This window comes from Protofrankia sp. Cr2, assembly GCF_963555885.1.
Lineage (GTDB): Bacteria > Actinomycetota > Actinomycetes > Frankiales > Frankiaceae > Protofrankia.
Genome location: NZ_CAUVXG010000048.1, coordinates 1681 through 22162 on the forward strand (window position 1 = coordinate 1681; position 20482 = coordinate 22162).

Sequence of the window (20482 nt, forward strand, 5' to 3'; positions counted from 1 at the left end):
GGATGCCAGGAGTGTCCGCGGCGCACGGCACGATGCGGTCACGACGCTGGAGTGGGATGCCGGTGAGAGCACCACCGTCGCAGGTTTGGGTCCAGTCGTTGGGGGAACTGCTCGACTCTCCACCCGTCCCCGAGAGCGGCCATGCGTGGACAGGCCACGGGACGACGCCGTTGGCCGTCGAGCTGAGTTTCGCGGCGTATGCGTCGGCCGGCGCCGCCACCACCGAGTTGGGCCTGAAGGTGACCGCTCGGCTGGTCAAGCCGGGAAAGAACGGCTGGGTCGCCGCCGTCGGGTGGGACGAGCTGAATGCGTCGTACAAGGTCGGCGAGTTCTCCCCGGCGCACGTCCGGGTGCTGCAGGAGATGTTCGCCCTGTACAGGGCCCGACAGGATCGGTACGACTACTCGTACTACTCCCACAGCGGGCCGAAGCGGCTCGACCTTTCCGCATTCGGGAGCCACCAACTCTGGCCGATGCTCGACGCGGCCGCGGCGGTCGGCCTCCGGTTCGTTCACGCGAGGAAGAAGCTCGGCGACGTGGACCATTACGGCATCGCCGAACTGTGCCTGGACGTGATGCGCGACACGAGCTCGGAATCCTTGATCGTCGCACCGCTGCTTCGCATCGAAGGGTCGGCCGAAGCCGAAGCCGAGGCCGCGGTCTTCTCGTTCATCGGTGGCGACGGCCACGGTGTCATCTACGTCGACCGGGCGGAGATCCGGGCGTCTGAGGATCATCGCGACTGGCACGTGCGGCTCGCTCGTCTCGTCGAGCCGGTGCCGCCGGCGCTGCAGCGGATGGCCGTGGGAAACCGGAGCCTGGAGGTCCCCCTTGGCGAGGAGGACCGGTTCCGGACGGAGTTCTACCCGCGGTTGCGCCGGCTGGCCCCGGTGCTGTCCCGTGACGGGTCGTTCGTACCGCCGGAGGTGTTGCCGCCGACCCTGGTGCTGCGTGCCGCCTACGGTGATGACCACGACCTCGACCTCAGCGTGGAGTGGGAGTATGACCTCGGCGGACGGCGGATACGCGTACCGTTGCACGACGCGGCGCCGGACGGATTCCGGGACCCGCGCCAGGAGCGGGATGTGCTGGCCGCGCTGGACCTGCCCCCCGATGCGGCGGCCGTGCTCTCCGTCGGGCAGGAGTTCGCCGGCCAGGAGTTGACCGCGGAGCTGACCCTGCCGTCGCGGGTCCGGCTGCGCGGTACCGACACGATGCGCGTGAGCACGGAGCTGCTTCCGTGGTTGGCGGGGCGTCCCGGGGTTGCCGTCGAGGTCAGCGGCGAGCCTGTCGACTACCGGGAGGCGGGCGACTCGCTGCGTATCGGCCTGTCGACCGATGACGTGGTGGGCGAGAATGATTGGTTCGACCTCGGCGTCACCATCACGGTGGAAGGCCGTCAGGTGCCGTTCGCGGACGTCTTCCTGGCGCTGGGTCGGGGCCAGTCGCACCTGCTTCTCGCCGACGGCGCCTATTTCAGTTTGGACAAGCCCGAGCTGCAGGCTTTGCGGCGGCTGATCGAAGAGGCGCGGGCGCTGCAGGACCGACCCACCGGTCAGCTGCGGATCAGCCGGTTCCAGGCCGGGCTGTGGGACGAGCTGGCCGAGCTCGGCGTGGTCGAGCGCCAGGCGCACTCATGGCGGCAACAGGTGACGGGGCTGCTGTCGCTGAGCGCGGTGGATCAGCATGAGCCGCCTTCGACGCTCGCGGCGACGCTGCGGCCGTATCAGCTCGAGGGTTTCCGCTGGCTGGCGTTTCTGTGGCAGTACCAGCTGGGTGGGGTGCTCGCCGACGACATGGGCCTGGGCAAGACGCTGCAGACGCTGGCGCTGGTCTGCCACGCGAAGCAGGTCGACCCCGAACTCGCGCCGTTCCTCGTCGTCGCGCCGACGAGCGTCGTGGCGAACTGGGCCGCGGAAGCGGCACGCTTCGCACCCGGTCTGCGGACAGTGACGATTTCTGACACGGAGCGACGCCGCGGCGACCCTCTCGAACAGGCGGTGTCGGACGCCGACCTGGTCGTCACCTCGTACACGCTGTTCCGGCTCGAATATGACGCGTACGCGGACCTCCCGTGGTCCGGTCTGGTTCTCGACGAGGCTCAGGTCGTCAAGAACCACCAGTCGAAGGCGTACCAGTGCGCTCGACTGCTTCCGGCGACTTTCAAACTGGCCGTCACCGGGACCCCGATGGAAAACAACCTGATGGAGCTGTGGTCGCTCCTGTCGGTCACCGCGCCCGGCCTGTTCCCGAGCCCGACACGATTTCGTGACTACTACGCCCAGCCCATTGAAAAGCAGCACGACGCCGAGCTGCTCGCGCAGCTTCGCCGGCGGATCCGACCGCTGATGACGCGCCGCACCAAGGAGCAGGTCGCGCCCGAGCTTCCGTCGAAGCAGGAGCAGGTTCTCGAGGTGGATCTGCATCCGCGGCACCGGAAGCTGTACCAGACCCACCTGCAACGGGAACGGGAGAAGGTTCTGGGCCTGGTGGCGGACATGAACAAGAACCGTTTCACGATCCTGCGTTCGTTGACTCTGCTGCGCCAGCTCAGCCTGCACGTCGGCCTCGTGGACGACGGTCATGACGACATTCCGAGCGCCAAGATCGACGCCTTGCTCGATCAGCTCACGGACGTCATCGACGGTGGCCACCGAGCCCTGGTCTTCAGCCAGTTCACCAGATTTCTCGGCAAGGTGCGCGACCGGTTGTCCGCCGTCGGGGTGGAGTACTGTTACCTCGACGGCAGGACCCGTAACCGACCGGCGGTGCTCGAACGGTTCAAGACCGGGTCGGCCCCGGTGTTCCTCGTCAGCCTGAAAGCCGGTGGGTTCGGTCTGAACCTCACCGAGGCCGACTACTGTTTTCTGCTCGACCCGTGGTGGAATCCTGCGACCGAGGCGCAAGCGGTGGACCGCACGCATCGCATCGGGCAGACTAAGAACGTCATGGTCTACCGACTCGTCGCCAAGGACACCATCGAGGAGAAAGTGATGGCGCTGAAGGCCAGGAAAGCCGAATTGTTCTCCAGCGTCATGGATGATGGCGACACGTTCGGTTCGACTCTCGACGCGGACGACGTCCGGGCGCTCTTCTCCTGACCGTCCACATACACCGCATCGGGCCTGATGACGCCGAGCGGTTACGCGGCGTCCGCTTGGCGGCGCTGGCCGATGCGCCTGGCTCGTTCTGGCAGACCTTGGCGGACGAGAGTGCCCGTCCTCCTGCGGACTGGCGGGCTCGCGCGCTGCGCAACTCCGCGGGTGATGCGCACGCGACGTTCCTCCTGGAGCGGGGGAACGAACCGATGGGCATGGTCGACGTCCACCAGCCATCGCTGGCGCCGGAGTTCCGCGAACTGGCCGCGATGTGGGTCGCGCCGGCCCTGCGCGGTACAGGGGCGGCCGACGCTCTGCTCGACGTCGCCGTGGAATGGGCCCGAACGGTCAGCGCGATCGGTGTCCGACTATGGGTCGTGCCCGACAACACGGCCGCGGTACGTATCTACATCCGCCACGGCTTCGAGCTGATCGGCGACCCCGAATCCGACCCGGACGACCCGGCGGGCAAGGTTTATGTACCGATGTTGCTCACCCTGGACAAGGAGGAGGCGGCCTTGCCGACATTCTTAGCGCGTGCGCTCGCCCCGTGGACCGACGAGTCGGGCTGAGTATGCCTGTCGGTAGCTTCTCCTGCCGGCAGGATGTTCGTCCTTGTCGGGCAGCTGCAGCCTACGCGGGTGGCTCGGGCCACCCGAGCCGGCGGTTGTCAAGGACTGCGATCTTCTGGCGCACTGCCGTGACCTCGTCGATGTCCAGCTCCGCTATGATCATGCCGGGCTCGGCGCTGAGCTGCTCACGGATCGAGCCGTCGGGGCCGACGACGGCGCTGTAGCCGATGCCGGTGGGAGCGGTCCCGGACGCCTCGACACCGACCGAGATCGGATCGGCCTGACCCACGGCGGCGAGCCAGACGGTGGCGTCGAGTGCCCGAGCGCGGATCAGCAGGTCCCACTGCTCACGCTTACCCGGCCCGGCGCCCCACGACGCCGGCAGCAGACAGACCAGGGCACCGGCGTCGGCGTGGGCACGAAACAGCTCGGGGAAGCGTACGTCGTAGCAGGTGGCGAGGCCGATCCGTAGCCCGTCGACGTCCACCGTCACCACCTGGGATCCGGGAGCGACCGTGCGGGATTCGGTGAAGTTGAACGCGTCATACAGATGGATCTTGTCGTAGCTCGCATCGACGCCGGGCCCGGTGACCAACAGCGTGTTGGTGACGCGACCGTCGGGCGCGGGGGTGAACATCCCGGCGACGACCACGATGCCTGTCTCCGCCGCGATCCGGCGCACCTCGCCGGCCCAGGGGCCGTCCAACGGTTCGGCGATGGGTCGCAGCCGTACCCCGAAGCGGGCCATCGTCGCCTCGGGGAAGACCACGATCCGCGCGTCCTGCTCGGCCGCGTGAAGCGCCTGGTCGCGGACGATGTCGAGGTTCGCCTTCGGGTCGAGGCCGGCGACGATCTGGCTGAGCGCGATCCGCACGGGACTGTCACCTCCGGTGTCAAGATCCTAGCCGGTCGATGGACAGCGACCAGCCTTGCTGTGCGGACCCCATTCAGACGACAGGCGTGTCCGGAGGATCACCTTGGTGTAGGGCGTCCGGGCCTGGTGCGCGTTGAAGCAGGCCAGGCCCGGACGCGGGATCGCCTGTTACGGTACGAGCGTGATGCGGTTGGTGACCGGCGGTGCCAGCGGTGAGTTGGCCGCCAGGTAAGCGGCGAACGCATCCAGATCGATGCCCTGGTTCACCTTGTCGGTGCCCTCGGTGAAGACGGTGAACCCGTCACCGCCGCCGGCGAGGAAGTTGTTCACGGTGATCCGGTAGGAGGCCGCGAGGTTCAGTGGTTGCCCGCCGATGACCACGTTGCTCACCTTCGAGCCGGCGGGCGCGCTTGCGCTGTAGCTGTAGGTGATTCCGGCGGGCTGGAGAATCCGGTTGGTCGTAGCCTGTTGTTCCAGTACCCGCTTGATGGCGTCGCCGCTGATGGTCAGCGCGGTGAGCAGGTTGTTGAACGGCTGAACGGTGAATGCCTCGCCGTAGGTCACTTCACCGGGCTGTTCGGCACCGGACGGCGCGTAGGTGAGATCCGCCCGCACGCCGCCGGGGTTCATGAACGCGGCAACCGCGCCACCGGTGGTCGCGGAACTCGTCGCGGCGAGCTGCGCATCGGCGATGGCATCGCCCAGCGGGGTTTCGCCAGCCGGTGAGGCGCTACGGGTGATGTCGGACGTGATGCGGCCGATGACCCTGTTCTCCAGGGTCGCGGACTTCGCAGCGTACTCATCCACGAGTTCGCTGACCTCAGGGTCAGGAGTGACGTCCCGCGTCACAATGTGATTTGCTGCGGTGGCGCTGACAACGGTACCCGACTTCCTGTCGATGGTCAGGTGAATGTCGGTGAGTGCCCGGCCGAAAGAAGCAGCCTGAGTGACCAGGTGGCCGTCGACGACACAGTTGTATGCCTGGTGGGTATGGCCGGAAACAACCGTCTGGATTTCAGGGTCCAGCTTCTTGGTGATATCGACGATCGGTCCGGAGAGGCCGGTGCAGCCATCATAGGTACCGGTGCTCGCCTGTGCCCCGCCCTGATGGATGAGAAGCACGATCGTGTGCACGCCGGCCTGCTGGAGCTGGGCGGCGGCGGCGTTCGCCGTAGCCACCTCGTCATCGAAACGAAGGCCACGGACGCCTTCGGCGGTGACGATGGTCGGGGTGTCCTTCAGGGTCATCCCGATGAACCCGACCGGTACGCCCTGGAACCGCCGCACCGTCGACGCCTTGAAGAGCGTCCGCTCCCGATGTACGTCGATGACGTTGGTCGCGAGGTATTCGAAATCCGCGCCACCGAACCAGCCGAGCTGGCAGCCGTCCACCGGGTGGCAACCGCCGCGCTGCAACCGACGCAGTTCGTCCTTGCCCTCGTCGAACTCGTGGTTCCCGACGCTGCTGATGTCCACGCCGATCTCGTTGAAGATGTTGATCGTCGGTTCGTCGTGAAAAAGAGCCGAAATCAACGGGCTGGCACCGACATTGTCACCGGCGGAGACGGTGACGGAGTTTGGGTTACCTTCCCGAAGCTTCTTCAACCAGGTCGCGAGATAGACGGCACCACCCGCGTCCACGCCGCCGATCTTGCCTCCGCTGCCGGTCGGCGGACGCAGGTTGCCGTGGAAGTCGTTGAACCCGAGTATCTGTACCTCGACCTGGGAGCCGCGGCGCCCCTGGTTCGACTGCGAAGCCGCCGCCGGCATCACGAAGGCTAACGTCGCCGCGGCTACACCGGCGATACCGACAACACCCCAGCGGGCGCGTCGGGACGAGAGAAAGCTCATGCTGCTCCATTCTGAGTGGGTCGGCCGACGACTGCGCGATCGCTGCTGGATATGCTGCCGGCGCCGTCGGCGGCCCGATGGACAGTAGGAGAAAGTGGGTCGGGCGGCGAGAAGGCTATTGACCGGTGGCGGCTCCAGCCGCACAGGAGGTCTACGGTCCGGTGAACAATTCGCGGCGTTCATGACCGCGCGGAAATATCCCGGTCGACTGGCCGTCCCGGCGGGCACAGTCGACTCGCCGTCCCGGCGGGCACACCGGCCGACGGTTATGTCTCGTAAGGGTCGACCGGGGTTGGAATGACGTCCAGTGTGCGTGCTGCAAATCTCGGCCTACCATGATCGGGAGTTATGCCGTCCCAGGTCGCCAGCACCGTCACCCAGGTGTTTTCGGCGGGTGCGGCAACGCCGTCGGGAAGCGTGAGATCAACGGCCGCGGCTTCGGCGTCCGCGGCGCAGCACCGGATCACGAATCGGGTCAGCAGGATCCGCCGGCCGTCGGGTGCCGCCACGAAACCGGTCATCTGGACGGTCGTCCCGGCAAGCGACCGGCCACGGTCGTACGTCCGTTCGACGACCTCTCGTAAGGGGAGGGTGGCGATGTCGTCCGGTCCCGGGCGCAGCGGCCCATACGGGACAGCCCGTGGTGGTGGCACGGTGACGGTGGCCCGCCTCGCGCTGAAGGCGCCCAGGGACGGCGGGGCGACCACGTAGACCACGGCGACGGGTACCAGGAGCAACAGTGCCACCCCCGGCGGACTGTGCCGGTGGGCGGATTGGCTCTCGTCCTGGCTGCCGGCACGGGCGTAGCGCACCAGCGCAGCCGCGCCGAGCAGGGTCACCAGTGCGCCGGCGGCCAGCAGCGGGATGCGCATGCCTACCCGCACGTAGGACGTGTAGGCGCCGGTCTGCGCGACTCGCAGGACGGTGATGCCCACGACGAGCAGCAGAAGTCCGCCGATCGGGCCGATGTGGATCCCGCCGGTGTCGGTCCAGGAGCTGGCCTCGGCCGCCTGGTGATCATCGGGTCTGGCCGTACCGCCGTGCCTGTCGATATCAACCTTGCCCTGTGTCACAACACAACCGCCCCGACCACGATCGCGGTCATGACCGCGGTGAGAAAGGTCACCGGCGCGAACCGAGAGGTCACCCGGCGACCGAAGGTCCCCGTCTGCATGGCGATCAATTTGACGTCGACCATCGGTCCGACGACGAGGAAGGCCAGTCGCGCGGTCAGTGGGAACTGGGACAGGCTCGCGGCGACGAACGCATCCGCCTCGGAGCAGACGGCCAGCGCAACGGCCAGCACCGCAAGAGCGATCACTGTGAGGACGCCGGCGCCAGCCACCGCGTCCAGCGCCGATCGTGGCACCACGACGTTGAGCGTCGCGGCGAGCGCCGCGCCGAGGACGAGAAAGCCACCGGCGTGGAGGAAGTCGTGACCGGCGACATCGGCGAGCCTGTGCAGCCGCAGGCCGCCACCGTGCCCCCCGTGAAAGTCTCCGCCGGGGGTGGTGTCGTTCTGTTTCAGAATCGGTACGCCGAATCGGTGCCAGATCAACCCGACAAGGGTGGCCGCGAGCAGCGAGGCGATGAACCGGGCCAGGACCATTCGCGGGTTGTTCGGAAAGGCGACGGCGGTTGCGACGATCACAACCGGATTGATGGCCGGCGCTGCCAGCAGGAAGGTCAACGCCGCCGCCGGTGGCGCTCCGCTGTCGATGAGGCGTCTGGCGACGGGCACCGAGCTGCATTCGCATCCAGGCAACAACGCGCCGGACACCCCGGCCAGCGGCACGGCGAGCACGGCCCGGCGCGGCAGTACCCGGGCCAACGCGCCGTCGGGGACGAACGCGGCCACCGCGCCGCTGATGAGCACGCCGAGGACGAGGAACGGGAACGCCTGAACCGTCACGGCCAGAAAGATCGTGCACCATGTGCGCAGGCCCGGTGCGTCGGCGAAGACGATCGTGAGAGTCACAGCGGTGAGGGTGACCAGCCCGCCCACGGCGGCCGGCAACAGCCTCCGGTGGAGTTCCGCGCTGCCGCCGAGATCGATCCGTGGCTGTGCTGCCTCGCCTGCCCCACCCGCCCCGGCGCTCGACAGCGGCGCAACGGCGTCAGGTGCGTCAAGGGAACGGACATCGTGCACGAAGCAGACCGTAGCGGCTGGATACCCGACATCGGGATCTCATCGTGTGCCGTTCACCAGCCGCATCGCAGGTTTTCACCATCGCCGGTTTTCACCATCGCCGGTCTTCACCGGTCAGACGGAACGGCCCTTCCAGGTGGCGGTGCCGCGTAGCCGGCGAACCCAGGACAGCGCGGTCAGGTAGCCGTACACGCAGATGGACAGCGGGTGCGCCAGGGCGTCGGGCCAGGTCTGGCCGCCGGTACGCCGTGCCGCGATCACCCGGCTGGCCACTCCCGCGAGATAGCCGGCAAGGCCCGCCCGGGAACCGCGCACCATGGCGATCGCCGGGAGCACGAAGAGCCAGGCCAGGACGCCGACCTGGCCGGCGCTCGCGCCGATGCTCCCGCCGGCGGCCCACAGCGACTTGGCATAGCCGTCACGTAGCGCCGGCCAACTGTCGTACATCCTGGTGCGGGCGATGTCCGTCCCGTCTGCGACGACCCCGTGCCCGCCCGCGGCCTTCACCGCCCGCAGCAACGCGATGTCTTCGAGGACATGGTCACGGATGCGGGTGTGTCCGCCGGCCCGGTGATAGGCGGCCGTGTCGACGCACAGGAGCTGGCCGTTCGCCGCGGACAACGACGGCCGCGGGGACCGTTCGGCCAGCCGCAGCGGCAGGAGCGCGAGCCACGACCACTGCAGGAGCGGCTGGACCAGCCGTTCCGCGAAGGTCTGGGCGTCCTGGCGGGGGTAGGGCGAGACGAGGTCGAGGCCGGCCGCGCGCAGCAATCCGACCGTCCGGGCGATCCCGTCCGGGGTGACGGTGACGTCCGCGTCGATGAATACCAGCACGTTTCCCTGGGCTTCGTGCGCGAGCCGTGCACACGCGTGCGGTTTGCCGAGCCAGCCGGCAGGCATGGCGCCGCCGCGAAGTACCCGGACCCGGCTGTCACCGTCGGCCACTGCACCGGCCGTCTCGGCGGTGCCGTCGGTGGAGGCATCGTCATAGACGATCACTTCGAGGTGGGGGAGCGCGATCGAGGCCAGGATCGCGGACAGGCACGGGGTCACCCGTTCGGCTTCGTCGCGCACCGGCAGCAACACGCTCACCAGTTCGGCCACCGGTCGGGCGTTCGGTGCGACCCGCAACAGGCGGGCGTTCACGGCGGTGTGCACAGTGAGCACGGCTGCGGCGACCGCGCTCACGGCCAGCGACCGTTCTGTCCAGCTGTCCAGCCGTGTCCGGCTGCCCGGCCGGCAACGCGGGCCTCGGGTCGAGCGGTGGGAGCTCACGCGGCCGGCTGGTACTGCCGGCCCGTCACCGTCGCCACGGCCGCCACAGCGGCGAGCACCGTCCCCATGCCGATCCCACCGGCGAGCGCCACGTCGGGACGGTCGAAGAACACCAGGTTCGCCAGCAACGACGAGGCGTAGGTCCATCCGATCAAGCCGATCGGCAGGTGGTCGGTGAACGGACCGTCCGGGCCGCTCCGCCGCCGCGGGATCACGGCCAGGCTCCCCGTGATCATGATCCCCACCACCAGCCAGCCGGCCGCGTTCGACAGGGGGATGCCATTGAGGGCGGGCCCGTCGCCCGACCAGCGCCAGTAGCCGGCGTCGACCATCTGCGGGTCCAGGAAGAGATCCCAGGTCGTCAGTAGCCAACCTCCGACCAGCGCGGTCACCGCGATGCTCAGGCCGTCACCCCTGCTCGGAGCGCCACGACCGTCCGGACCGACGAGCAGTCCGGGGATTTCGGCCTCCGGCGATGCGACAGAACCACGATCGCATCGCCTGTGGCCTTCTAGCCGGTGAGCTGCATACCGTCCCAGCGTGAAGGCCGGGTAGGCCATCATCGTCCAGGCTAGCGGGATCACCACGGGTACCCCGGCGACGGCCGGGCCGAGGGCATCGGTGTAGACGTAGCGGCCGAAGACGAGACCGGTGTGGACCCCGGCGGTCTCGGCCGCAAGCCCACCGCCGGCGGTAAATATGACCATGACGGCCGCCCATCCGGCGCCGCGGGTATAAGCCGCGTGGATGACCGAGGCCGTGGCGAAAGACAGCACCGCCGCTACGCTGAGATCACGTCGTCCGGCACTTGTGGCCAGGGGATAGGCGATCTGCGCGGCGACAGTGACCGTGGCAAAGACCCATGCAAGGGCGGTCACTCAGACCGCACGAACCCGCCGGCCGTTGGCCCCCTGAGCCCGGCCGGTCCGCGGTTCGGCCTTGCCGCGGGATCGGGGTTGTTCCCCCTGGGCCGGTTCGGCGGGCGTGAGGCGTTTACCCAGCACCGCGTACTCGACCCAGCTTCCCGGGAACTGGAAGTTCGACAGCAGCGGCACAAAGCCCTCACTGGCGTACAGCCGCCGGGCCCGGCTGTCGGGAAGCTCCAGCGCCGACAGCGCTGCTGTGCGTTGCGGCGCCTCGCGCAGCAGCTCCCGTATCAGCTCCCGTCCGACCCCCCGTCCCTGGAACTCCGGCAGGACATGGAATTCGACGATCTCCAGGCAGTCGCCGAGCCAGACCGCGGCGTCCTCGGGTCGCAGCGCGTCGCTGACAACGTCATGCCACCACTGGCCCTGCTGCCCGGGCAGGGCATACACGAAGCCGATCAGGCGGTCGTCTGGCAACAGCGCCGCCACCGCTCGTAGATCCCGACGCTCCGCATGCCGGCGGGCGTGCATGGTTCGCTCGATTGCCGCGCGTGCCGGATCAGCCTCGTGGACGTCGAGGAAGGCGGCCTTGTAGACGCCGATGACGTCGGTCAGCCGGGCACGCATCCGCGCGGGTGTCCAGCGGACCAGCCCGATGTTCTCCATCAAGCCTGCCTCCCTCGCTCCCTCGTCCTCGCCACGCGCCACGTTGATCGGTCAGTCGCCGGTCGGCCACGCGCGGGGCGTGTCCGCCTCATACACCATCCAAGGTGCTCGACAATAACGGGTGCTCGGGGCGTTGTGCCCGACCTGGTTCCACAGACACCCGCCGCGGTATGTGGACGGGCTGGTGGGGGATGGTCGACTCGGCTGTCCCGCGCCGAGAATCCGCCTCCACCGCCGACCGGACGTCTCGTGGTCCGACGTGGCGACGATCCAAGGGATGTCGGACCACGAGATCACCCGTTGTTCGGTTAGAGCGCCCGGCGCTGGAGACGGTGTCCGACTCGGATCAGACCGACACCGGCACCCGGATGCTCCGCAGGCTGGCCCGATCCGGGTGCAGCGCCAGGTGGATCCCGCCGCGTTCGCCGTCGAGCAGGCACTCGAGCAGGATGGCGAGGGCCGGCGCTTCGACCGCGCCACCCGCGTTGGTCCCGGCGGCCACCACCACCTGTCCGCCGAAGGCATCCACGGCTTCCAGCACCGGCAGACCGTCCGGGGTCATCGGACGTTCGCAGGTGCGGCGGTCGAGGATCCGATGCGGTCCGTCCGAGCCTTGCGGCGGGGCAAGCAGCCGCCCGACGATGTCCTCCAGCGCCGCCATCAGTTCCGCAACCCGCGGATCGTCCGGCGCAGGGCGTGCGAGTCCCAGGTAGCCGAAACCTCCGCTGGCGTGTATCAGGGCGGAGTCCGCAGACAAGGTAATGTTAACGACCCCGACGGGGTCCGGCGCGTGCACCTTGATGGCGTGTCGCAGACCGGGGTTGGGCAGTGTCAACGAAACTCCGAGAACGTGCTGGACCGCGCCGGCTGATGGTGCGTCCTCGCCCAGGAGGGCAACCAGATCACGCCCGCCGATCGTCACGATGACGGTGCCGGCCCGTATGGTTGTGCCATCGTCAAGGACGAGTTCCATATTGTTTGAATCGTCGTTTGAATCGTCGTTTGAAGCGTTGCCTGAAGCGTTGTTCGAATCGTCCCCGGGATTGTCACCGGAACTGTCGTGCGCACTGTTGCTGAGAAGATCATTAATGAGATCGCCGGAGTTGCCGGCCGCGTTGCCGCTCGCGATCCGGCGCAGGGACCGCACCGGGCTGCCGGCATGCACGGGTACGCCGGCAGCTGCGATCAGATCACGGATGGTGTCGGCAAGTTGGTGAATGTTGACGGCGTAACCGTCGACCTCGACAGCACCGTGGACGGATTGGGGGGTTGGGCGAGCCAGGTCTTCGACCATGTCGGCGGCGGCCGTGACGAGAGCAGGCCAGCGCAGCGCGATCTCGTCCGGGCCAAGGACCCTGGCCGCGGAGTTGATCGCGCCCTGCAGTCGTATCCCGGCGGCGAGATCCGACGCAGACAGGTAACAGCGGGGCAGCCGGGCATCCCGGCGCAGCCGGTCGAAGGCATGCGGGTAGCGCGCGAACAACACCTCCCAGCCGCGTAGGCCCAGGCGGTTGAGACCGATCGCGAGATCGACCGTGAGCGCACGCAACCCGGCACGGTCGGCAAATTCCTCGAAGGCTGCAATCCAGTCACGTTCGGTATCATTGAGGCTGATCGGGTCGCGTAGCTGCCATCCGCCGTCCGCGGGCGGCCGGTGAAGAACCGTACGCCGGGATCCGTCCGCGTGTGGAATCGTCTCGGTCAGCGACAGGTGACGCCCGTCGGTACCGCGGTAGGTCGTGCCCTGCAGGTTGGGGTCGCTGCGGTCGGCCGGGGCCGCGTCCAGCACCCGCAGCTTGCGCCAGCCGGCTGTGTGCAGGCTCAGGGCGATGGTCAACCCGACGATTCCGGCACCGATGATCACTATCTCGCCGGGATCGACCCGATGATGACGCCGACCGTGTTCGCGACGGTCAGCCGGCGGTTCGGCGACGCACCCGGCCGGCGTGGTGGCCGCCGGTGTGGTGGCCGCCGGTGTGGTGGCCGCCGGTGTGGGGTCCCGGTCTGCGTCCTGGTCGTCGGCCAGGCCGGCGAACAGATCAGCAACCTCGCTGGTGGCCACCACGGTGAGAACCGCCTGGTCAAGATCTTCGGCGCAGCCGGGCATGCGCATCGCGGCTGAACTGACGGTGAAGCCGGGGCGCAGCGCTGTGCCATCCGGGAATCGATCCATGATCCGCTGGCGCAGCGGGCCGACCAACCCGGGCGCGTTGTCGATGACAACCGTCAGCTCGCGCCTGGAGTAGGCATCCATGATCGCTTCATCGGTGAGAACCTCCGGCTCGCAGATCGCCACGATTCGGGTGCCTGCGAATGCCTTGACATGCTCGGTGCCGACGAGCCCCCCGGTCGGGTGCGGGCCGCTGGTGGTCAGCGGCACGGCGATGCTGAGTAGATCGGAGCCGGCGAATACGGTGGCGACGTCGCGGGCGAAGGTGACGGTCGCGTCCGCCAGCGCGTGCCCGGACAGCCAGTCGACCCGCGCCTGTGGGTGGGCGGTCAGGGACGGCGTGTGGACGAGAATCCGATGGCCTCGGGCTGCGGCGGCCCGCGCGACTCGCCCGTTGATCGCGCCGGCACCGATCAGGCCTACGGTCACCGTGCCGGGATCCAGGCGGGGGTCAGGTTCATCGATCAGCAGCGCGTTGACGACGAAACGGGCGATATGGCGAGCGTTGACCTCGGGAGTGTTGACGACCGTGATGCCGTGGGAGGCTGCGCAGTCACGGTCGATTGCCGCGAGTGAGGTGCCGCGGCGAACGATCAGAAGTCCATTGTGATCGTCCTGTGCGCGAACCGCCGTAGTCCAGGCGGCCATGGCGGCCGCGTCCACGATATTCGCGCCAACGATCAGGGTGTGGGGTCGCAACGTCGACAGCGCCTCGGGCAGCGCGGACGGTGTGGTGGCGAGGTCCGCTCGCAGCCACACCGTCGGAAGCGACTCCAGGGACAGCCGGGTGGGTTCGCTCACCCCGGTCGCGATGAGGACCCGGCGGGTGTGATGCGGCTGGTGAGAGTGGAAGCGTACGTCGGACTCGGCGGGTGTAGACATTCCTGTTTCCTTTGGCTATCAATCTCAAGTGAAACACTGCTACCGGAAGACATGTTTATGGTCTCGTGTGTAATAAAGGGTCCTTGTAGTGGCGCGCGTCGCGGTCCGGCTCCTGGTGAAGATCTGCGCTCGGCATAACTTCCAGCGTGCCGTACGATCGTCAATAGTCGGTTAACTGTGAGGATCTCGTGGTGACCGACACCACTGTCGATCCGGCTCGTCGGTCATGGTCGGATGACAGGGGTCAGGAATCGCCGTCCCGGCGACCGTGGGCCTCCGAGCACGTGGGATGGTTCATGATCACGCTGTTCGCGGTTCCTGTCGGATCGGTGAAACTGATCTGTCAGGTTCGGGCCCCTGCCCGGATTGTGCCAGCGGGTCACGGCCCTTAACGGTTCCATGGGTACGTAGCACCGCGAAACGCGCAAAGAGCTCTTCCTTGTACCAGCCGTCCTCGACGGTCCGGCGAACGACCTCAGCATGGGCCGGGCTGCCGTAAGCGAACTGGCACAATGCCTCGGCATCGTCCCAGACGCTGAAGGTTCCCAGCAGGCCCAGGGGTGCCTCGCCGATCCCCACCGCGAACCGCAGGCCCTCGCATCGGGTGAGGTCCTCGGCCACCGGCGGCACCGCGCGCCAGAAGGCAGGTGCCCGCCGCAGCGACAGCCTGGCTCTGGTGATCACCGCAATCGGAGCCGCTGGGTGCGTCAGACTCGCGGGCTGCGCCACCGGGTCGCCGAACGGACGCTGGCGGGCCCACCGTCCGCGGGACGACAGCGGGTGGAGCTCAGCTCGCCACCGTTCGTGCGCGATTGCAGACCATGCGCCGATCATGGCGGACCGTTCGAACGCGGCCGCATCTCGCGCGGAAGCCCAGACGGTCAGCAGACCCCAGCGCAGCACGTCGGCGTCGCGCAGACCGAACGTCTGGCCGCGTCCGGTGCCGAGCGATCTGGCGAAGACGACGCCGGTCGTGCGCCGCAGGTGCCGGCGGTCCAGCGCCATTCTCGCGACTGCGTGCGGGACATGGCGGGGATGCACCCCCCACAGGTCGACAGTCACCAGTGGGCAGCTCTGGGCCGCATCGTCACCGGTTTCATCGCCGCGTCCCACGGTCACAACCGTATCGTGGGGCCCACCGACCGCAGCGGTGACAAGCGCAGCACGCCGTCGTGTTCCATCTCGTACTTCTGTACGAAGAAGGCTCGGATACGGGATGAGTCGTCGCGACACAGCAGCACACGGCATCTCCCCAACGTCAGCAAGGGATGACGCCCAGGCCCGGCGACCTGCGCGAGAACGCCGTCCGGGCCGCTGTCGCGGACCAGCCGGGCCAACGTGTCGTCGGCCACGTAGACCGAGTCGTCGAGCTGTACGTACTGCACAGTGAGCGCCGACGCGCCGTCCGTTCGCGAATCGATCAGCAGCGGTAGCCCCAGATAGTCGTCAAGCCCGGTGCTGACCTCCGGACCCCACAAGCTGGCGAAGCGCTGCTCGATGAACTGGACGAGGGTGGAGTCGATGGTCGTCTCATGCTGGGTGGACGCGGCTGAGGAGCGACCAACCGGGTATGTCGACACGATCGCTCCGTTGTCCCACCGGTGGTAACTCGCCAGCGGTTGCTCGGTGTAGACACGCACGGACATCCGGTGCCGCAGGCGCGGGTCCAGATCCGCTCGGATGGCGTCGAGCCGGCGCAGGTTACTTCTGATCGCGTCAGGGACGTTGACGCTGCGGCTCAGATCCTCCTTGCGTTGCGCGGCGGCAGCGGAGTCCGGGTCGAGCAGGAGGATCTGCACCAGCGCACCACCGTCCAGCGCGCTGCCGATGGCTGTTGCGAATCCCTGTTCATGCTGGGGTGCGACCAGATCGGTCCACGTGTTGAGGACCCGCACGATCCGCCGGCTGGCGGCGGCGCGGTTGATGAAGTAGGCGGGGTCGAATCCGCCGAGCAGCCGGCCGGCGCTGAACTGGGCGGGTTTGACGGGCGCGGTCGTGGACAGGCGTTGCTCCGCGACGGCGAGTTCCCCGGAGCCGGTCTTGCGCAGCAGGTTGATGCCCTGCTGCCAGGATCGCCGGGCGCTGGGAAGGTCGTCCATCTGCGCGAGTATGTCCCCGCGGCCGATCAGGACGCGTGGCTCCCACAGCGGGTCCGGCAGGGCCGCGAGCAGGGTCAGGGAGTCGTTGTACGCGGCGAGTGCGCTTTCCAGTCGTGCCTGGCTGCGGTAGAGGTCACCGCGGCGACGCAGTGCGTACGCCTCCAGCGGCCGATTGTCGAGATCCAGCGCGATCGACAGGCTCATCGACAGGCAGGTGATGGCCTCGGAGAGTTCCTGGCGGTTGCCGTGGCACATGGCCAGGCACACCAGCGTTTCGGCCTCCGCGGCCGGGCTGTTGGACTGGCGGAACAGCTGCAGCGCCCGGTCGAAGAATTCCGCCGCCTCATCGAACTGGCCCTTGCCCCGGCAGGCGTTGGCGAGTCCGTGCAGACTGCGCGCTTCGCCATAGATGTGATCAATGGCAGTGAAGATCTCAAGGCTGCGGGTGAACCGTTCGGTGGCGAGGTCGAGGTGATCGCGTGTCGCGCCGTTCGCGCCGATCGCGGGCTGGCTGTCCGGGTCGGTGCCAGGGGCGCCCAGACGCCAGGATGCCTCCTCGAAGGCGAGGAGGATGTCCCGGTCGCCGAGATTGCACAACATGGTGGCTTCAGCGAGCGGGTCGCCCGCCCGGCGGGCCGCCGTCAGGCCCTGGGTGTGTGTCTGATCCCAGTCGTCCCAATGGCCGTTGAATTCGTAGAACCGGGTGGCAGCCGCGGCCAACCGCCACGTCATCTCGTCGAGCTTCAGCGTGGCCGCCTGCTCGATCAGGAGATGAAGGTTGACGCGTTCGATACCGAACCAGACCAGTGGCCCGGCAACCAGGGCGGAGACGGCGTCGATCTCGTCTGTCGGCGCACTGTGCGCGACCGGGTTGTCGGTCGTCTGTGGCCCACCGGGTGAGAAGACCGCGGTGGCGCGGTCGACGACGGTCAGGTACGCCGGAAGCAGTCTGGTCAGGGCGGTGCGCAGATCGTCGCCGGCGGTGTTCACCGGCTCGGTTGCAACCGAGCCGGTTGCAATCGGCTCTGTGTCAGCCCCGGCGGTGTTGTCATGCTCCGCTGGGCCGCCGACAACGCGAGGAGAAACATCATCGCGTTGCCGCTCGCCGGTCTGGCGTTCCCGCGCGAAGACCCGCATCAGGTCGTGGAAACGGTATCGGGTCTGCCCGGTCTGGTCGGGACCACGCCGTTCCAGGAGCTGGGCGTCGGCGAGGCGGTCAAGGACGTCCTCGGCCTCGTCGCTGCCGATGTCGAGCAGGGCCGCCGCAGCCCAGGGTGCGAAATCGACGATGTTGGGGAGGGCGAGCAACCGGAATGCCTGGCGTTCATCCTCGGGACGACCATCGTAGCTCAGCGCGAAGCTGGCTCGGACCTCGAGGTCACCGAGTTCCAGCCAGGACAACCGGTCACGTTCACCGGTGAGTCGGCCGGCGACGCGGGCCAGTCGCCAGTGTGGGTGGGCGGCGATCTTGCGACCGGCGATCTGGATCGCCATCGGCAGATAGCCACAGAGCCCGGCGATGTCGCGGACGGCCTCGGGTTCGGCTTCGACCCGCTGGTCACCGGTGAGTTTCGCCAGCAGCGCGACGGCTTCGGTGGGGTGCAGGACGTCGATGGTCCGGTGATAGGCGTCCAGGCTGTGCAGTCGGGCGCGGCTGGTGACGATGACCGCGCAACCGGGAGTGGCGGGCAGCAACCGCCGGATCTGAGCTTCGTTGGCGGCGTTGTCCAGGACGATTATCATGCGTTGATTGGCGAGAAGGCCGTGGTACATCTCCACCAGATCGTCTGGGTCGGTGGGTACCGCGGTTCTGGTCACTCCAAGTGCCTGTACGAGCCGGGTTAGTACTCGGGTCGGCTCCAACGGTGACTGCATGTTGCCCCGCAGGTCGAAGAACAGGCTCGGGTCGGGGAAGTGCTCGCGAACCTGGTGGGCCAGGTGGACGGCCAGCGCGGTCTTGCCTGCTCCGGGTTTGCCTGCGATCGCTACGACGACGGTGCTTCTGGCCAGCGCGTCCGGGTCGGTCAGCGCGGTGAGGATCCTGGTCCGGATGCTGTCGCGGCCGGTGAACTCGTCGACGTCCGGCGGAAGTTGGTAGACCCCGAGGCTCGGTGGCGTCGGGCGGGTCGGGCGCTCCAGCGCGCGTGGCGGTGTCCAGTCCAAGGTGGCCGATCCCCGTAGGAGGTCCTCCTGTAGTCGGCGTAGCAGAGGCGAGTCCAGGCCGTGGGAGTGCAGGGCCTCGAGCCCGTCGCGGCATGCCTGCGTGGCGTCGTCCGACCGGTTGGCCCGGTACAGGGCGATGACGAGATCTCTGCGCAGTGCGTCGTCACGTGGGTACTGGGTGACCAGCGCCCGAAGGTCACCGATGATCTCCCGGTGGCGGCCGAGCAAGAGGTCCGCGGAGATCCGAGTTTGCTGGACATCGCGGTGCAGTTCATCGAGGCGCTGGATGTGGGCGGCGGCAAAGACGTACTCGGCGACGTCGGCGAGTGGCTGACCGCGCCACAGGCCTTGGGCCTCCTGTAACGGGGCGATCGCGGCGACCGGATCCCCGTCCGCGACGGCGCGGCGACCTTGGTCGAGTAGGGCGTGTGCCCGGATGGCGTCGATCTGTTCGGGACTGACCCGAAGAGAGTATCCCGGGCCGTGACGAACCAGGATGCGGTTGCGTTCGGCCGGTTCGAGTCGGCGGCGCAGCTCGCTGATGTGTGTCCGTAAGGTTGCCGACGCCCGGTCCGGGGGGCGGCCGTCCCAGACCGCCTCGATCAGTCGATGGGTTGTGACGATCTGGCCGACGTTCAACAGCAGGGCTGTGAGCAGCACTTTTCGCTGCTTTCCGCCAAGAACGATCCCTTCGCCGTCACGGGTGACCTCAGTGGGCCCCAGGATCGCGAAATGCAGGTTGTCTTCGTTTGGCATGCGACCTTCTCGTGCTGATCCCGTCTGGTTACGGTATCCGGCGATACCTGCTTGTGGGTCCGCGCTTCTTCGGGCCGCCGGCGGCACGGCCATGTCGCCGGCGCCTTTGGCGAGGGCGACGATCGCGCTGCCTTTGGCCTACTGGTGCAGCGTGCGTCGTGTGCGCCGCTGTGGCAACCACTTCGCGTCCCTGGGTCGAGTCGGATGGACGACTGCTACCGTGCAAAGTATCGCGGATTCTTTCGTTGTCGGCTCGCGTGGGTCCCACCGCCGATCCCACGTTATCATCAACGGGACATCAATTTTCGCAGTGATCGTGCGTGTACGACTGGTTGATGGCTGCCTGGTTTGCTTGTTCCACGCAGGTCTGCTTGTACGGGGGCCGAAGGAACAACAGGAAGGCGCGTCGATCATCATGAACATATCGACGAAGGAGACGCCGCGGCCGGGGCTTCTGCATGAGGTGGCCCTGGGTGCCGTCGACGGTAGGCTGGGTTGGGTCATGCTCGTCGCGGATGACCGTTGCGTCGCCGCGATTCTCGCGGAGTGGGATGACCACCGCCGGGTTGAACTGATGGTTGCCGGTCGGCCACTGACGCTAGAAGAAGATCTTGATGGCCGGGGGACACGGGTGTTCGATTCCGATACGCGGATTCCGCTGGCTGCCTTTCGGTCGGCGCGTCGCGGTGGCGGCGGCATGGTCGAACTTCCTGGTAGCTGCGCGGTGCGTTGGGTCGTTCCCCGCGGGTCCGTCTTTGAATGCGGCTTTCTGAGCAGATACGACGGCGGTCTCATTCGGTTCGCGCATGACTGCACGGCGTTGGTGCTCGTGGACGACGATCGTCGTCGGCGCGGGGGTCTCCATGATCCGTTGGTTCTGCTGACCCTGGGTTGGTTTCTGCTGCTGAAGGGCACGAGGCGGCGCGATCGTGGTTCTTTCGCGCCGCCGAAGGCCCGGACTGCGCAGATGTCGTCCGGTGCACGCTCTGGGAACGGTCAGCCTGTGGTGTTGTGTGCGGCACGACCCCGCCATCAGTCCGAGGGGCTGCGGTCGGGAGTGC

Annotated in this window: 12 protein-coding genes and 1 pseudogene; 3 read left to right on the top strand and 10 right to left on the bottom strand. The window is 67.8% G+C overall.

The genetic code is table 11. The features are described from left to right. The first annotated feature begins 56 nt into the window (after nt 1-56). Nucleotides 57-3101: a DEAD/DEAH box helicase gene (locus tag U9978_RS18630; protein WP_322762417.1), complete on the top strand. Its 3045-nt coding sequence runs from the start codon at nt 57-59 to the stop codon at nt 3099-3101. 56 nt (nt 3102-3157) lie between these two features. After that, nucleotides 3158-3670, top strand: coding sequence for a GNAT family N-acetyltransferase (locus U9978_RS18635; RefSeq protein WP_322762418.1), 513 nt, complete (start codon nt 3158-3160; stop codon nt 3668-3670). Nucleotides 3671-3731: 61 nt separating this feature from the next. On the opposite strand, the gene U9978_RS18640 is transcribed toward U9978_RS18635, so the two are convergent. From U9978_RS18640 to U9978_RS18685, 10 genes are all read right to left on the bottom strand, one after another. Then, the gene (locus tag U9978_RS18640; protein ID WP_322762419.1) at nt 3732-4544 is read right to left on the bottom strand and encodes a carbon-nitrogen hydrolase family protein; all 813 of its coding nucleotides are present in this window, start codon (nt 4542-4544) and stop codon (nt 3732-3734) included. A 168-nt stretch (nt 4545-4712) separates the two neighbouring features. After that, entirely contained in the window at nt 4713-6395 is a 1683-nt protein-coding gene (locus U9978_RS18645) for a bifunctional metallophosphatase/5'-nucleotidase (RefSeq protein ID WP_322762420.1), read from the bottom strand. A 266-nt stretch (nt 6396-6661) separates the two neighbouring features. Beyond that, nucleotides 6662-7468 (bottom strand): TIGR03943 family putative permease subunit, encoded by an 807-nt coding sequence (locus U9978_RS18650; protein ID WP_322762421.1) that lies wholly within the window; start codon nt 7466-7468, stop codon nt 6662-6664. Continuing rightward, nucleotides 7465-8544 (bottom strand): permease, encoded by a 1080-nt coding sequence (locus U9978_RS18655; protein ID WP_322762422.1) that lies wholly within the window; start codon nt 8542-8544, stop codon nt 7465-7467. Before U9978_RS18655 ends, U9978_RS18650 begins: the two co-directional genes overlap by 4 nt. Before the next feature lie 114 nt (nt 8545-8658). Further along, nucleotides 8659-9732 (bottom strand): glycosyltransferase family 2 protein, encoded by a 1074-nt coding sequence (locus U9978_RS18660; RefSeq protein WP_322762423.1) that lies wholly within the window; start codon nt 9730-9732, stop codon nt 8659-8661. Nucleotides 9733-9815: 83 nt separating this feature from the next. Continuing rightward, nucleotides 9816-10697 carry a carotenoid biosynthesis protein gene (locus tag U9978_RS18665; RefSeq protein ID WP_322762424.1) on the bottom strand — a complete coding sequence of 294 codons (882 nt, stop codon included), beginning with the start codon at nt 10695-10697 and terminating at the stop codon, nt 9816-9818. Continuing rightward, the gene (locus tag U9978_RS18670) at nt 10698-11351 is read right to left on the bottom strand and encodes a GNAT family N-acetyltransferase (protein WP_322762425.1); all 654 of its coding nucleotides are present in this window, start codon (nt 11349-11351) and stop codon (nt 10698-10700) included. A gap of 346 nt (nt 11352-11697) precedes the next feature. Then, entirely contained in the window at nt 11698-14403 is a 2706-nt protein-coding gene (locus U9978_RS18675) for an FAD-binding oxidoreductase (RefSeq protein WP_322762426.1), read from the bottom strand. Between the two features lie 300 nt (nt 14404-14703). Beyond that, nucleotides 14704-15465 (bottom strand): spheroidene monooxygenase, encoded by a 762-nt coding sequence (locus tag U9978_RS18680; protein WP_322762427.1) that lies wholly within the window; start codon nt 15463-15465, stop codon nt 14704-14706. A 53-nt stretch (nt 15466-15518) separates the two neighbouring features. After that, a complete protein-coding gene (locus tag U9978_RS18685; protein ID WP_322762428.1) occupies nt 15519-19421 on the bottom strand; it encodes a BTAD domain-containing putative transcriptional regulator in 3903 nt (1300 codons plus the stop codon). 415 nt (nt 19422-19836) lie between these two features. Here U9978_RS18685 and U9978_RS18690 point away from each other — a divergent pair. Beyond that, nucleotides 19837-20482 (top strand): annotated as a pseudogene (locus tag U9978_RS18690) (hypothetical protein); the annotation flags it as partial.